Source organism: Mycobacterium sp. 134 (assembly GCF_048282715.1).
GTDB classification, from domain to species: Bacteria; Actinomycetota; Actinomycetes; order Mycobacteriales; family Mycobacteriaceae; genus Mycobacterium; species Mycobacterium septicum.
In genome coordinates, this window is sequence record NZ_JBLVUN010000008.1 from 5,973,219 (window position 1) to 5,987,429 (window position 14,211).

Consider the following 14,211-nt stretch of genomic DNA (forward strand, 5'->3'; position numbering starts at 1 on the left):
TACTCCCTCTAGATGGGCGGCCTGGCCCGCCCCTGCATGGCTTCCCATACCCGCGACGGGGTCAGCGGCATGTCCGCGTGCCGAACCCCGAACGGCGCCAACGCATCCACCACAGCATTCACCACGGCAGGCGGTGAGCCCACCGTCGCGGACTCACCGATTCCCTTGGCTCCGATCGGGTGGTGCGGCGACGGCGTGACGGTGTGGCCGGTCTCGAAGTGCGGCACCTCCATCGCGGTGGGGATGAGGTAATCCATCAACGACCCGCCCAGGCAATTGCCGTCCTCGTCGAACGCGATCATCTCCATCAACGCCATGCCGATGCCGTCGACCAGGCCGCCGTGCACCTGCCCCTCGATGATCATCGGGTTGATCCGGGTGCCGCAGTCGTCGACCGCGAGGAACCGGCGCACCTTGACCACGGCGGTACCCGGGTCGACGTCGACGACGCAGAAGTACGCACCGTACGGGTAGGTGAGATTCTCCGGGTTGTAACAGATCTGGGCGTCCAGACCGCCCTCGATTCCCTCCGGGAGATCACCCGCGCCGTGCGCGCGCATCGCGATGTCGGCGATGGTGACCGAAGCCGTCGGATCACCCCTGACGTGGAAGCTGCCCTTGTCCCATTCCAGGTCGGCGACCGAGGCCTCCAGCATCCCGGACGCGATGATCTTGGCCTTGTCGCGGACCTTGCGCGCGACGAGCGCGGCCGCCGCGCCCGACACCGGTGTGGACCGGCTGCCGTAGGTGCCCAGGCCGAACGGGGTCTGGTCGGTGTCGCCGTGCACCACGTCGATGTCCTCGGGCGGGATCCCGAGTTCCTCGGCCACGATCTGGGCGAAGGTCGTCTCGTGGCCCTGCCCCTGGGTCTGGACACTCAACCGCACCACAGCTTTTCCGGTCGGGTGCACCCGCAGTTCGCAGCCGTCGGCCATGCCGAGGCCGAGGATGTCCATGTCCTTGCGCGGGCCGGCGCCCACGGCCTCGGTGAAGAACGACATTCCGATGCCCATGAGTTCGCCGCGCTCGCGCTTCTCCCGCTGCTCGGCGCGCAGGCCCGCGTAACCGATCATCTCCATCGCGAGCCGCATCGTCTTCTCATAGTCGCCGGAGTCGTACACCCAGCCGGTCTTGGATTTGTACGGGAACTGCTCGGGTTTCAACAGGTTTCGCAGCCGCAGCTCGGCCGGATCCATCTTGAGTTCGTAGGCCAGGCAGTCCACCAGGCGCTCGACGAAGTACACCGCCTCGGTGATGCGGAACGAGCAGGCGTAGGCCACTCCGCCTGGTGCCTTGTTGGTGTACACCGCGGTCATGTGGCAGTACGCCGCCTCGATGTCATAACTGCCGGTGAACACGCCGAAGAAGCCCGCGGGATATTTCACCGGGGCCGCGGTGCCGTTGAAGGCACCGTGGTCGGCCAGCACGTTGGACCGGATCGCCAGGATCTTGCCGTCGGAGGTCGCGGCGATCTCACCGACCATGATGTAGTCCCGCGCGAACCCTGTGCTGGTGAGGTTTTCGCTGCGGTCCTCCACCCACTTGACCGGCTTGCCCAGCAGCAGAGACCCGACGATCGCACAGACATACCCGGGATAGATCGGCACCTTGTTACCGAACCCACCGCCGATGTCCGGCGAGATCACCCGGATCTTGTGCTCGGGCAGGCCGGCGACCAGTGCGTACAACGTGCGGTGCGCGTGTGGTGCCTGCGAGGTGCTCCACAGGGTGAGCTTGCCGGTCACCGGATCCAGATCGGCGACCGCGCCGCAGGTTTCCATCGGTGCGGGATGCACGCGCGGGTAGACGATCTCCTGTTTGACCACGAGATCGGCCTTGGCGAAAGCCGCCTCGGTGGCCGCGGCATCCCCGGTCTGCCAGTCGAAGCAGTGATTGTCCGTCTTGCCCTCGAGGTCGGTGCGGATCACCGGCGCGTCCGCGTCCAGTGCGTGCCGGGCGTCGATCACCGGGTCCAGCGGGTCGTAGTCGACGTCGATGAGTTCCAGGGCGTCGCGGGCCGAGTACCGGTCCTCGGCGACCACGAAGGCCACCTCCTGGCCCTGGAACCGGACCTTGTCGGTGGCCAGCACGGCCTGCACGTCGTTGGACAGCGTCGGCATCCAGGCCAGGCCCTTCTCCGCCAGGTCGGCACCGGTGACCACGGCCTTGACCTTCGGATGTGCCTGCGCCGCAGTCACATCGATGCCCGCGATCCTGGCGTGCGCGTACGGCGAGCGCAGGATCGCCAGGTGCAGCATGCCCGGCAGCGTGACGTCGTCGACGTAGGTGCCGCGGCCCCGGATGAATCGAGGGTCCTCCTTGCGCAGCATCCGGCCGTGACCGCAGGGTTTCGCGTCGTTCGTCGCGGTGTCCTCGGGGCGGCTGACCGGGTTCTCCAGCGTCGTCATGCGTTCGCCTCCTCATGAGCAGCCGACTCACGGCCCTGCCGTGCCGCCCACTGGACCGATCGCACGATCGTGGTGTAGCCGGTACAGCGGCAGATCTGACCCGAGACCGCTTCGCGGATCTCCTCTTCGGTCGGGTCCGGGTTGCGGTCGAGCAGCGCACGGGCGGTGATCATCATGCCCGGGGTGCAGAACCCGCATTGCAGTCCGTGGCACTGCATGAACCCTTCCTGCACCGGGTCCAGATGACCGTCGACCTCCATGCCCTCGACCGTGCGGATCGTGTGCCCGGAGGCCATCGCGGCCAGCATGGTGCAGGATTTCACCGGTTCTCCGTCGACGTCGACGACGCATGTGCCGCAGTTGGATGTGTCGCAACCCCAATGGGTCCCGGTCAGTCCCAATTGGTCGCGCAGGAAGTGCACCAGCAGCATTCTGGGTTCGATCTCGGCACTGACCGCTTCGCCGTTGACCGTCATGTTGACCTGCATGGCTCAATTCCCTTCCAGCGCAGGGGTGCTGCGTATCCGCTCCACGGACGCGCGCAGCGTGCGGATGGTCAGTTCGGATGCCAGGTGGCGTTTGTAGTCGGCGCTGCCGCGCATGTCGCTGACCGGATCGCAGGCCTGCGCGGCGGCCGCACCCGCGTCGGCGAAGGTCTCCTCGACGGCGGGCTTGCCCACCAACGAATCCGACAATGCACGCAGAGCGTCCCAGTCGGCGTTCACCGCGGTCAGACCGATACGGGCAGTGGCGATCGAGGCCCCGTCCGAGTTCCCGTCCAGCGTGACCTGGGCTGCGGCGGCGGTGACCGCCCAGTCCCCCACGCGGCGTTCCACTTTCGCGTACGCGCTGGAGGTGCGGTGGCGTACCGGGATCCGCACCTCGATCAGCATCTCGTTGTGAGCCAGCGCGGTCTCGTAGGGCCCCACGAGGAAATCGTCGATGGGGATCTCCCGATCGCCGGCCGGCCCGTGGACCAGGCATGTCGCCGAGAGGACCCTGCACACGGTGGTCAGGTCCTCGGCCGGGTCGGCCTGGCAGAGCGAGCCCCCCAGCGTGCCCCGATTACGCACGACAGGATCGGCGATCACCCGTTCGGCGTCACGGAATATCGGGCACACCGCCGCCAGCGGATCGGACTCCAGCACCTGGCGGTGCCTGGCCATCGCCCCGATGCGGACCAGGAGCGGGGAGCTGACGTCCGATACAGAGATGTAGCCGAGCTCGGCGGCGAGGTCGTTGATGTCGACGAGGTACTCGGGGTTGGCGATGCGCAGCTTCATCATCGGCAGCAGGCTGTGCCCACCGGCGACGATCCTGGCGTCCTCGCCCAACCGGTCCAGCAAGCCGACGGCGTGGTCGACGGTGGTGGCGCGTTCGTACTCAAAGGGGCCGGGTACTTGCATGTGAGCCAGCTCACACCCGACTTACCTCGGCGTCAACAGCCAGTTAAGCGATTACTTAACTGGCCGGCAGCGCCCTACGTTCGCCCTGCTCATGGTGGATACGACCGTCGGTATGAGCCAGCGGCCGCCCGCCGCCTCCCCAGCGCTGGGCGATGATCTCGGCAGCGATGGACACCGCCGTCTCCTCGGGCGTCCGGCCGCCGAGGTCCAGTCCGATCGGGCTGGACAACCTGGCCAGCTCGGCCTCCGTCATCCCGGCGTCACGCAGGCGCGCCACTCGGTCCTCGTGGGTTCGCCGCGACCCCATCGCACCGATGTAGGCGGCTTCGGGCAGTCGCAGCGCCACCTCCAGCAGTGGCACGTCGAACTTGGGGTCGTGGGTCAGCACGCAGATCACCGTGCGGGCGTCGATCGCCCCCGCCTCTGCCTGGGCCGCCAGGTACCGGTGCGGCCAGTCCACCACCACCTCGTCGGCGGTCGGGAACCGCGCGGAGGTGGCGAATACCGGCCGGGCGTCGCACACGGTGACGCGGTAGCCCAGGAACACGCCCTGCTGGGCGACGGCTGCCGCGAAGTCGATGGCGCCGAACACCAGCATCCGGGGCCGCGGCGCGTGGCTCGCGACGAAGACCTCCATGCCCTCACCGCGGCGCTGACCGTCGGGACCGTAAGTCAGTACCTCACTGCGACCGGCCGCCAGCAGCCCGCGGGCGTCGTCGGTGACCGCGGCATCGGCACGCAGGGACCCCAGCGAGCCCTCGACCGTGTCGCGATGCACCACCAAACGCCTGCCAACCCACGACGCGTCGGGATGTGCGATGACCGTGGCCATCGCGACGGGACGATGGGCCTCGATGTCATCGGCGATGGCACTCAGCTGATGAAACGTGTTCTGGGACACCGGTTCCACGAACACGTCGAGGATGCCGCCGCAGGTGAGTCCGACCTCGAACGCATCGTCGTCACTGACGCCGTAGCGCTGCAGCACCGGGGTGCCGCTCGCCATCACCTCGGTCGCCAGTTCGTACACGGCGCCCTCGACGCAGCCGCCCGACACCGACCCGGCGACGGTCCCGTCGGGGGCGACCACCATCGCCGCACCCGCGGGGCGTGGCGCGGACCGAAATGTGCGCACCACAGTCCCGACACCTGCGGTTTCGCCCGCACGCCAGACCGCTAACAGTGTGCTCAGCACATCTCTCACGCTCTCAATCTAGAGCGCCTCATCCGAGTGCCGCCACCAGCGCCTGGGTGTCGGGGAGAATCCGCTCCTCGACGACCTTGCCCCAGACGACGCGCCCGACATTGACTCCCCGATAGACGACTTGACCCTGGCGCGTGGCGGCGTAACTGGTGGCGATGCGGGTCGACCAGGGGCCGCCTTCGACGACCATCGACTCCACCTCGAACCGGATATCGGGAAAGCTCCGAAAGAACTTGTCGCGCAACCATGCCCGCTCAGCATCGGCACCGCGAAGATCCACCGCCAATGGGTGGTCCCCCAGATATACGAAGTGCACGTCGTCGGCGAGCGGTATCTCGTCGATACGCTGATCTGAGAGCTTCGCCCACAGGGCGATTGCCTGCCTTCGCACCAACCACCGATACAACATTCTGCGAGCGTACGACTCGGGAGCCGTTCTAGGCTTCAGTCGTGACACCCGCGCAATTGCGTGCGTTTTCGGCGGTAGTGAGGCTGGGCTCGGTGCGGGCCGCGGCCGAGGAACTGGGTATGTCCGACGCCGGGATCTCGATGCATGTCGCCCAGCTGCGCAAAGAACTCGACGATCCGCTGTTCACCAGGTCCGCGGCCGGCCTGGCCTTCACCCCGGGTGGTCTGCGCCTGGCCAGCCGCGCCGTCGAGATCCTCGGCCTACAGCAGCAGACCGCCATCGAGGTGACCGAGGCCGCGCACGGTCGGCGGCTGTTGCGGATCGCGGCATCCAGCGCGTTCGCCGAACACGCGGCGCCCGGACTCATCGAGCTGTTCTCCTCACGCGCCGACGACCTTTCGGTCGAGCTCAGTGTCCACCCGGCCGGCCGCTTCGCCGACCTGATCGCCACCCGTGCGATCGATATCGCGCTTGGCCCGCCGCCGGAGGTCGATGATCCGACGCTCGCGGTGCGCGCGTTCCTGAAGTACCAGATCATCACCGTGACCACTCGGGACAGCCCGTTGGCCGGACGGTCCCCGAGCCCGGTTCAGTTGCGCGAGCAGCAGTGGACGCTCGGGCCCTCCGGCGGCAGCGTCGACGGCGAGATCGCAACCATGTTGCGACACCTCGCGATTCCCGAGGCCCGGCAGCGAATCTTCCAGAGCGATGCGGCCGCGCTGGAGGAGGTGCACCGGGTCGGCGGGGTGATGCCGACGATCGGGTTCGCCGTGGCGGCCGACCTGACCAGCGGCAGGCTCGTACAACTCAAGGGGCCGGGCCTGCAGATCGCCGGGGAATGGTTCGCGTCGACCCTGCCCGCGGCGGCCCGGCAGCCGGCCGTGTCCGAACTGGTGCGGTTCATCACGACCCCGCGTTGCACCCAGGCCATGATCCGGGGAACCGGGGTGGGCGTCACCAGATTTCGGCCCAAGGTGCACGTGACCCTGTGGAGTTGACGGACTAACTCAGTCCGAGTGCGCCGGCCAGTTCACGAAGCGCCGGGCGCGGGTCCGCCATCGGGTTGTCACCGAGCACCTGCAGCACGACATGGTCGGCGCCGGCTTCCAGATGCGCCGTCACCGCCTTGGCGGCGCCCTCGACCGACCCCATCCCCACCACACCGCGGGCCAGCCGGTCGGATCCACCGCGCACCAGATCGGACTCGTCAAACCCCTGACGCAGCCACGAATTCCGGTAGTTCGGCAGACCGCTGTAGACGTCGAGGTGAGCGTGCGCTCGGCGGAGCTGATCCTCATCGGTCGACCCGATCGCCACCGCCTGTTCGGAGACGATCCACTTCTCCGGACCGAGGATGTCGCGGGTGATCCGGGTCTGCTCGGGGGTCACCAGGTACGGGTGGGCGCCGTCGGCGTGAGTGCCGGACAACTCGATCATCTTCGGACCCAGTGCGGCCAGCAGCCGGGGCGGGCGGCCGATGCCCGGTTCGATCTGCTCGGGAACAGCGGCCATCCGGTCCAGGTAGTCGCGCATGGTGGCCAGCGGCTTCTGGTAGACGCCACCCAGGCCGTGCTCGACCAACGGCCCGTGACTGACACCGAGACCGAGCACGAACCGGCCCGGATACAGCGCGGTGAGGGTGCGCGCACCGGTCTCGGCCGCACTCGGCACCCGGACGTGGATGTTGGCGATGCCGGTGCCCACCACCAGATGCTGAGTCGCGGCCAGGAAGGCCGCCGACTGCGTCAGGCATTCCTTACCGGTGACCTCGGGCAGGAACAGCGAGCCGAAGCCGAGTGCCTCGATTTCCCGGGCGACCTCCTGCGCATCTGGCATCGACCAGGTTTCGCTGGCCCACCACACCCCGATCCGGGACGGAAAATCGATCCTGGCTCGCTGCGCCTGGGTCAAGTCCTACTCCTCTTCGCCTGCGGCCAGCGTGTGCGCGGCCTCCATCAACATCCAACCCGACACCTGAACCGACAGGTCACGTTCAGGGATCGCAGAGGCGTTGACCGCGCCGTCGACGAACTGCGCCTGCTGGCCCTCGGCCCCTGGCACCTCGGCGGTCTGCTCCCAGAACGCACCGAACAGCGGCAGCCCATCGACGGTCTGCCGGTTGTCCCACGCCGCCCGTGCGGATTTGAGCACGATCGAACGCGCGGTCTCCCGTGCCGCTTGATCCTCGGCCGTATCCCCCGGCAGGGTGTTGGCCACCAGCGCCAGGTACCGCGCCGTGACGCCGTTGAACAGCCCGCCGTCACCGCCACCGGCACCCTTGATGACACCGTCGGGGGCCATCTCCTTGTCCACCGCGGCCACCAGGCGGCGCACCCGCTCGGCGTGCCGGGTGTCCTCGGTGCGCACCGCGAGTTCGACCTCCAGCCCGAGCACCACGCCCTGGCAGTAGGTGTACTGCGCACGCACCATCGAGCCGGCTTTGATGCCGTCGAACACCAGGTGGGTCTCCGGGTCGATCAGGGTGTCGTCGATCCAGTCGGCCATCTGCTGGGCCCGGCGCAACCGGTCGTCGTACCGGGCCAGGAAGATCCCCGCCGGACCGTTGGCCGGGGCGTTGAAGAACTGATCCTGTTTGCGCCACGGGATACCGCCGCCGTCCTCGGGCACCCAGGCATCGACGAACTGTGCGCACAACTTCTTGAGTGCGTGGGACTTCTCGACACCGACCAGCCGCCCGGCCCGCTCGAGGGCCAACGCCAGCCAGGCCATGTCGTCGTAGTAACTGTTGGTCCACGACAGGTTGTTGCGGATGTGGTGCCCCCGGATCTGCCGCTCGATGCGGGTTACCCGCTCGGGCTGCGGATCCCGCACCTGGGCGTCGACCAGCGTGTCCAGGAGATGCGCCTGCCACCAGTAGTGCCAGGTTCCGAACTTGCGGTACTTCTTGGTCGCCGGCCAGGCCACGACACCGAGTTGGGTGCCCGGCAGACCCCAGAGCTTCGTCAGGTGCCGTTGGGTGATCGCAGCTTCGGCGCTGGCCGCACGGTTAGCCCATAGCTGATCCATGCTGACGATCCTGCCTTACTGCGCCGCCGAATTGTCGGCATGTCGAGCAGTTTCCGCGCTCCTCGCGTGGTCAGGACAGTTGATCCGCCACGCGCACAACCCGCCCACCGCGCAGCACCAGCAGGCGTTCAGGATGTCCCGCCACCGCTTCGGCGGAGTTGGCCGCAGCGACGACCACCAGGTCAGCCCGGTTACCCGGCCGCAGTCCGTAATCGGTCAGTCCGAGGGCGGTGGCGGCGGAGTCGGTGATCAGCGACGCCGCGAACCCCAGCTCGTCATCGGTCATCAGGCCGCCCTCAAGGCCGATGATCGTGGCTCGTTCGAGCATGTCGCCGGTCCCGTAGGACCACCAGGCATCGCGAATGTTGTCCGAGCCGGCGAACACCAGGACACCGTGTTCACGCAACCGCAGCACCGGCGGCATGGTCCCGGCCGGGCCGTTGGTCATCACCGCAACTCCCGCATCGGCCAGCGCGGCGGCGGTCATGGCGAGCTCGCCTTCATCGATCTGCCCGAGGCAATACGCATGGCTGACAGTCACTTTGCCGCCCATCCCAAGGGATTTCGTCCGCTCGGCGATCGCAGAGAGTTGCCGGGTGCCGACGTTACCGCCGTCGTGCAGGTGGATGTCGATGCCCGCGCCGTGACGCTCGGCCAGCCCGAACACGACGTCGAGCTGACCGTCGACATCCCCGTCGAATCCCGCCGGGTCGAGCCCGCCGATCAGATCGGCGCCCTCGGCCAGGGCCGCGTCGAGCAGATCAGGCACACCCGGGGCGGTCACGACGCCGCTCTGGGGAAACGCCACCAGTTGGATGCTCAGCGTGTCGCGCAGGGATTCCCGGACCTCCAGCAGGTCGTGCAGGCCGGCGAGCAACACGTCGGGGTCGATGTCGACGTGCGAGCGAACGTGACCTGTGCCCAGCGAGGCCATGTGCTCGGCCAACGCGGTGGCCCGAACGGTGACGGGGACTCCGATTTCGGCGCGCAGCGCTCGCTCGTCGGCAATGCGCTCACGCAACGACCCCGACGAACGGTGCGGTTGCCACGGCGCGCCCCAGAACGTCTTGTCCAGATGGCAGTGACCGTCCACGAACGCGGGCAGGAGCAGCGCGCCACCACAGTCGATGATGTGCCGCCCGGGAGCCGCGATGGACGGATCCGCTTGTCGGTGGCCGTCTATCGACTCGATTCGTCCGTCGCGCAGCGTCACATCGACCCGGCGGCCGTCGGGCAGAGCGACATCGATCAATGCGTCGATCGTCTGGGGAGTCATGGCAGCTCCGATTTCTCGGGTTCTCGTCTGGCCTCAACCCTGCCGACAGTCGGCCATAGTGTCCAAGTCGCAGATGTCATCGTTGCGATAGGCAGAGCCTATAAATTGGGTTGATGGAGCTTCGCCATCTCCGCTACCTGCTGGCCGTCGCCGACCACGGCAACTTCACCCGCGCCGCCGAAGCGCTGCATGTGTCGCAACCCACCCTGTCGCAGCAGATCAAGCAGCTCGAACGCGAGTTGGGCACCACGCTGCTGGACCGCTCCGGCCGAACCGTGCGGCTCACCGACGCCGGCGAGGCATACGCCGGGCACGGACGTCTCGCCCTGCAGGGCCTCGACGCCGCCCGCCGGGCCGTCGACGACGTGCAGGACCTGACCCGTGGAAATCTGCGGATAGCCATGACGCCCACCATCACCGCCTACCTCATCGGCCCGCTGGTGCGACATTTCCACGCCGAGCACCCCGGCGTCACCCTCACGGTCATCGAGACCACCCAGGACCTCATCGAGGCCGACCTGCTCGACGATCGCATCGACCTGGGCATCGCGTTCACCGGCCATCACACCGCCGGCGTCGCCGCGACCGCGCTCTTCGTCGAGACGCTCAGCCTGGTGGTGGGCACGGCCCATCCGCACCATCCGGATGTCGCGACTTTCGCGATCGAGGACCTGCCCGCTCAGCCGTTGGCCTTGCTCAGCCGAGACTTCGCCACGCGCAACTACATCGACGCGTTCTTCGCCGCCCAACACGTGACACCCCACATCGCGATCGAGGCGAACTCCATCAGCGCACTGATCGAGTTCGTCCGGCTCGGCACGCTGGCCACGGTGTTGCCGGACGCGATCACGCAGGCGCGGGCCGACCTTCATCCGATCCGACCCGATCCCCCGCTACCGTCGCGGGAGGTCGTGCTCCTGCACCGATCGGCGGGATATCAGTCCGCGGCCGCGCGGGCTTTCAGCTCGATCGCGATGCGCTACACCGAGCAGGTGAATCCATAGGCTCCATCTATGGGGACTATGGAAAGTAAGTATTGGACGCTATAGCTCTTCGCGCGCAAGGTGGTGGGTGGTGAGGCCGACCCTGGTCGCCCACGCACAGCCCCCACAAGAGAAGGACACCGAGCATGGTGCACGCCCAATTTGATCCGACCGCCCGTCAGGCGCTGGCCACCGCCGCAGTCGAAGCGAAGACCCGCAAGGACCTCACCTGGCAGCAGATCGCCGACGCCGCCGAACTCTCACCGGCGTTCGTCACCGCTGCCGTACTCGGTCAGCATGCACTGCCCGCGCAGTCGGCCCGGGCCGTCGCCGCTCTGCTGGGACTCGACGACGACGCCGCGTTGCTGCTCCAGACCATCCCGACCCGCGGCTCGATCCCCGGCGGGGTCCCTACCGACCCGACGATCTACCGCTTCTACGAGATGCTGCAGGTCTACGGCACGACGCTCAAGGCGTTGGTCCACGAGCAGTTCGGCGACGGCATCATCAGCGCGATCAACTTCAAGCTCGATGTCCGCAAGGTCGCCGACCCCGAGGGCGGAGAACGCGCCGTCATCACCCTCGACGGCAAATACCTTCCCACCAAACCGTTCTGATTCCACCTGACGCAGAGGAGGCCCCATGGATTTCGCGCAGCGCACCATCGACATCGCCCGCCAGAACGTGGCCGCCGGCGGCCGCCCGTTCGCAACGGTCATCGTCAAAGACGGTGAAATCCTGGCCGAAAGCCCGAACCTGGTCGCCCAGACCCACGATCCGACCGCACACGCGGAGATCCTGGCCATCCGCAAGGCGTGCACCACGCTCGGCACCGAACACCTGGCCGGCGCCACGATCTACATCCTGGCCCAGCCCTGCCCGATGTGCCTGGGGTCGCTCTACTACTGCTCGCCGGACGAGGTGGTGTTCCTGACCACCCGCGACGCCTATGAACCGCACTATGTGGACGATCGAAAGTACTTCGAGCTGAACACGTTCTACGACGAGTTCGCCAAACCGTGGGACGAGCGCCGCCTGCCGATGCGCTACGAACCCCACGACGCCGCGGTCGACGTCTACCGGCTGTGGCAGGAGCGCAACGGCGGCGATCGCCGGGTAGCCGGCGCGCCCACCGCTACCAGGCGCGTGAGAAATCCGCGTGGCGAGTGATCCACGCGTGCATGACGATTCCGGCAGCGACACCGGCGTTCATGCTGCGGGTCGAGCCGAACTGCGCGATGGACACCGTCACGGCCGCACCGGCCTGCGCCTCCGGGGTGATGCCCGGGCCTTCCTGACCGAAGATCAGCAGGCAGTCGCGGGGTAGTTCGGTCTGTTCCAGTCGCACGGCGCCGGGCACGTTGTCCACCGCGACGACGGTCAGCCCGGCGCCGGCGGCGAAGGACAGCAGTTCGGCGGTGGTGTCATGGTGGCAGAGCCGCTGATAACGGTCGGTGACCATGGCGCCCCGCCGGTTCCAGCGTCGCCGCCCGACGATGTGCACGGTGTCGACCGCGAAAGCGTTGGCGGTGCGCACCACGGCGCCGATGTTGGCGTCATTGCCGAAATTCTCGATCGCGATGTGTAGCGGGTGCCGACGCCGGTCGATGTCGGCGATGATCGCCTCCCGGGTCCAATACCGGTAAGCATCAACAACATTGCGGGTATCTCCGTCGCGCAGCAGCGCGGCGTCATAGCGCGCGGCTTCATCCCCGGAGGGCAAGGGCCCTTCCCATGGCCCCACTCCTGGGGACTCGCCCCACTCGGTGGGGCCGACGGCCTCAGCCACCAGTGGTCCACAGGGCAGCGTGCGTGCCGATCACCGAGACCGAGGCGTACAACAATGCCGCGTTCATCTCCCCCTGCGTACACAGCGAGGCGCGCAGGTTGACGGCCTCACGCGAGGCCTCCGGCAGGATCAGCACCGAAGAGCCGTACACCGCACAGGCATGGCTGAGCCCCGGCGGCGGTAGCGACGGGCCTGCCACCACCATGAGCGGACCGCCACGGGCCGCCGCATCGTCCGCATAACGTTTTGCCGCACCATCGATTTCGAGACCGATGAGCATGTAGCCCTTGCCGTTGAAGGCGCTGGGGTCGCCCAGTGCGGCCGGTGCCAGTTGGCTGCCATCGGCGCTGAACGCGTCCACGCTGGTGGACTTGAGGGTGACGCCGGCGTCGTTCACACTCGTGGGCAACACCCCGACCGGGAATGCGGCCGGGTAGGCGATGGTGGTGCCGGCGATGCGCTCACGGGGCGAATACACGTACACGCCGCGAACCTGGCTCTGGTCCCGCTGCGGCCCCAAGCAGACTGTGCCGCTGAGCTTGTCGGGCGCGGTCGCCGACAACGGCCTGATTCCCAGGCTGGTGATGTCGTCGCAGCCGTGCAGCGCGTCGGCCTCGATCGGATGTGCCAGGGCGCCGTACAGGCCGAACCGGATGTCCTCAGGCTTGGCGTGGGCATCCCCCGAAGCGGAGCCCTCGACGTCGACCAGTACGTGTTCGGTGTCGAACCTCAGGTCCGACACCTTCAGGTGCCAGCCGAGGATGTCCAACGATTCCCCGAGTTCGGCGGTCGACGCTTCATACGTGCGTCCAGGTTCGTCGGATGCGCAGCCCGCGGTGACAACGAGAAGCATCGCCATCACCGCCGCGATCAGCGCCCGCACTGCCACGTCAGTTCTGATCTAAGTTCTCCCACGACCTTTTCCCACTGCTTTTGTCATGGCGCGCACCAGGTTTCGCGGAGCCATCCGGCCCCCGGTGGTGAGCACCTTGTACTGCAGGCCCGGCACGATGACCACCTTGCGTGCGGCCACGTCGGCCAGGCAGTCACGCACCACGTCCTCGACCTGCAGCCACAGGAACGACGGTGTGCCCGCCATGTCGATGCCCGCGCGGGCATGAAACTCGGTGTGGACGAAACCCGGGCACAGCGCATGCACGCCGACCCCGGTACCACCCAGCCCGTTGGCCAGCCCCTCACTGAACGAGACGACCCAGGCCTTGGAGGCCGAATACGTCGATCCGCGACCGGGAACCAGCCCGGCGACACTGGCCACGTTGATGACGGTGCCGCTACCGGCCTCGATCATCGACGGCAGCGCGGCATGCGTCAGCTCCATCACGGCGGTGACGTTGACGTCCAGTTGGGCCTGCAGCTGGACGAGATCGGCGGTCCAGAACTCACCCGACGTGCCGAAGCCGGCGTTGTTCACCAACACCTGCACCCCGGCTCGCAGCCGGTCGGCGACCTTGGCCCGGTCGGGGGCGCATGCCAGGTCCGCGGGAAGCACTTCGACTCCTGCACCGGCCTCGTCGTGCAGTTCGGCGGCGAGTTGTTCCAGCCGTACGGCGTCACGCGCCACGAGCACGAGGTCGTAGCCGTCGCGCGCGTACCGGCGGGCGAACCCAGCGCCGAGCCCTGAGGTCGGTCCAGTGATCAGCGCGACGGGGCGAGGCATGCCGACAGGTTACTGAACTGTTCTGATGCGC

Annotated in this window: 15 protein-coding genes; 4 read left to right on the plus strand and 11 right to left on the minus strand. The window is 67.7% G+C overall.

Features of this window, described 5'->3' with window-relative positions; translation table 11 throughout:
- Positions 1 to 8 precede the first annotated feature (8 nt).
- From ACNQVK_RS33550 to ACNQVK_RS33570, 5 genes are read right to left on the minus strand one after another with little or no spacing between them, the layout of a single operon-like run.
- Positions 9 to 2,408 carry an aerobic carbon-monoxide dehydrogenase large subunit gene (locus ACNQVK_RS33550; RefSeq protein WP_418033045.1) on the minus strand — a complete coding sequence of 800 codons (2,400 nt, stop codon included), beginning with the start codon at positions 2,406 to 2,408 and terminating at the stop codon, positions 9 to 11.
- Positions 2,405 to 2,896, minus strand: a complete 492-nt coding sequence (locus ACNQVK_RS33555) for a (2Fe-2S)-binding protein (RefSeq protein ID WP_418033047.1) — start codon at positions 2,894 to 2,896, stop codon at positions 2,405 to 2,407. The genes ACNQVK_RS33550 and ACNQVK_RS33555 overlap by 4 nt, the downstream gene beginning before the upstream one ends.
- A 3-nt stretch (positions 2,897 to 2,899) precedes the next feature.
- Positions 2,900 to 3,814 (minus strand): FAD binding domain-containing protein, encoded by a 915-nt coding sequence (locus ACNQVK_RS33560; RefSeq protein ID WP_418033049.1) that lies wholly within the window; start codon positions 3,812 to 3,814, stop codon positions 2,900 to 2,902.
- Positions 3,815 to 3,869: 55 nt separating this feature from the next.
- Positions 3,870 to 5,018 carry an XdhC family protein gene (locus ACNQVK_RS33565; protein WP_418033051.1) on the minus strand — a complete coding sequence of 383 codons (1,149 nt, stop codon included), beginning with the start codon at positions 5,016 to 5,018 and terminating at the stop codon, positions 3,870 to 3,872.
- A gap of 19 nt (positions 5,019 to 5,037) precedes the next feature.
- Complete coding sequence (locus ACNQVK_RS33570) at positions 5,038 to 5,427, minus strand: nuclear transport factor 2 family protein (RefSeq protein WP_418033053.1); 390 nt, start codon at positions 5,425 to 5,427, stop codon at positions 5,038 to 5,040.
- Between the two features lie 41 nt (positions 5,428 to 5,468).
- Between ACNQVK_RS33570 and ACNQVK_RS33575 the strand changes: the two genes are divergently transcribed.
- Entirely contained in the window at positions 5,469 to 6,425 is a 957-nt protein-coding gene (locus ACNQVK_RS33575) for a LysR family transcriptional regulator (protein ID WP_418033055.1), read from the plus strand.
- A 4-nt stretch (positions 6,426 to 6,429) separates the two neighbouring features.
- Here ACNQVK_RS33575 and ACNQVK_RS33580 read toward each other — a convergent pair whose 3' ends face one another.
- From ACNQVK_RS33580 to ACNQVK_RS33590, 3 genes are all read right to left on the minus strand, one after another.
- On the minus strand, positions 6,430 to 7,338 hold the full coding sequence (locus tag ACNQVK_RS33580) for an LLM class F420-dependent oxidoreductase (RefSeq protein WP_418033057.1): 909 nt from the start codon (positions 7,336 to 7,338) through the stop codon (positions 6,430 to 6,432).
- A gap of 3 nt (positions 7,339 to 7,341) precedes the next feature.
- Positions 7,342 to 8,454: a glycoside hydrolase family 76 protein gene (locus ACNQVK_RS33585; RefSeq protein ID WP_418033059.1), complete on the minus strand. Its 1,113-nt coding sequence runs from the start codon at positions 8,452 to 8,454 to the stop codon at positions 7,342 to 7,344.
- Between the two features lie 70 nt (positions 8,455 to 8,524).
- The gene (locus ACNQVK_RS33590) at positions 8,525 to 9,730 is read right to left on the minus strand and encodes an amidohydrolase family protein (protein WP_418033061.1); all 1,206 of its coding nucleotides are present in this window, start codon (positions 9,728 to 9,730) and stop codon (positions 8,525 to 8,527) included.
- Between the two features lie 113 nt (positions 9,731 to 9,843).
- Between ACNQVK_RS33590 and cynR the strand changes: the two genes are divergently transcribed.
- From cynR to ACNQVK_RS33605, 3 genes are all read left to right on the plus strand, one after another.
- Entirely contained in the window at positions 9,844 to 10,734 is an 891-nt protein-coding gene (gene cynR, locus ACNQVK_RS33595) for a transcriptional regulator CynR (RefSeq protein ID WP_418033063.1), read from the plus strand.
- Between the two features lie 125 nt (positions 10,735 to 10,859).
- A complete protein-coding gene (gene cynS, locus ACNQVK_RS33600) occupies positions 10,860 to 11,330 on the plus strand; it encodes a cyanase (protein ID WP_211157243.1) in 471 nt (156 codons plus the stop codon).
- 25 nt (positions 11,331 to 11,355) lie between these two features.
- Positions 11,356 to 11,883, plus strand: a complete 528-nt coding sequence (locus tag ACNQVK_RS33605; protein ID WP_418033065.1) for a nucleoside deaminase — start codon at positions 11,356 to 11,358, stop codon at positions 11,881 to 11,883.
- Here the strand turns inward: ACNQVK_RS33605 and ACNQVK_RS33610 are convergent.
- Genes ACNQVK_RS33610 through ACNQVK_RS33620 form a run of 3 tightly spaced genes read right to left on the minus strand, consistent with a single transcriptional unit; the run spans position 11,849 to position 14,180 of the window.
- On the minus strand, positions 11,849 to 12,502 hold the full coding sequence (locus tag ACNQVK_RS33610; protein WP_418033067.1) for a TrmH family RNA methyltransferase: 654 nt from the start codon (positions 12,500 to 12,502) through the stop codon (positions 11,849 to 11,851). The two genes, ACNQVK_RS33605 and ACNQVK_RS33610, sit on opposite strands and share 35 nt — an antisense overlap.
- Positions 12,495 to 13,385 (minus strand): hypothetical protein, encoded by an 891-nt coding sequence (locus tag ACNQVK_RS33615; RefSeq protein WP_418034485.1) that lies wholly within the window; start codon positions 13,383 to 13,385, stop codon positions 12,495 to 12,497. The genes ACNQVK_RS33610 and ACNQVK_RS33615 overlap by 8 nt, the downstream gene beginning before the upstream one ends.
- Positions 13,386 to 13,403: 18 nt before the next feature.
- Positions 13,404 to 14,180: an SDR family NAD(P)-dependent oxidoreductase gene (locus tag ACNQVK_RS33620; protein WP_418033069.1), complete on the minus strand. Its 777-nt coding sequence runs from the start codon at positions 14,178 to 14,180 to the stop codon at positions 13,404 to 13,406.
- Positions 14,181 to 14,211: the final 31 nt, after the last annotated feature.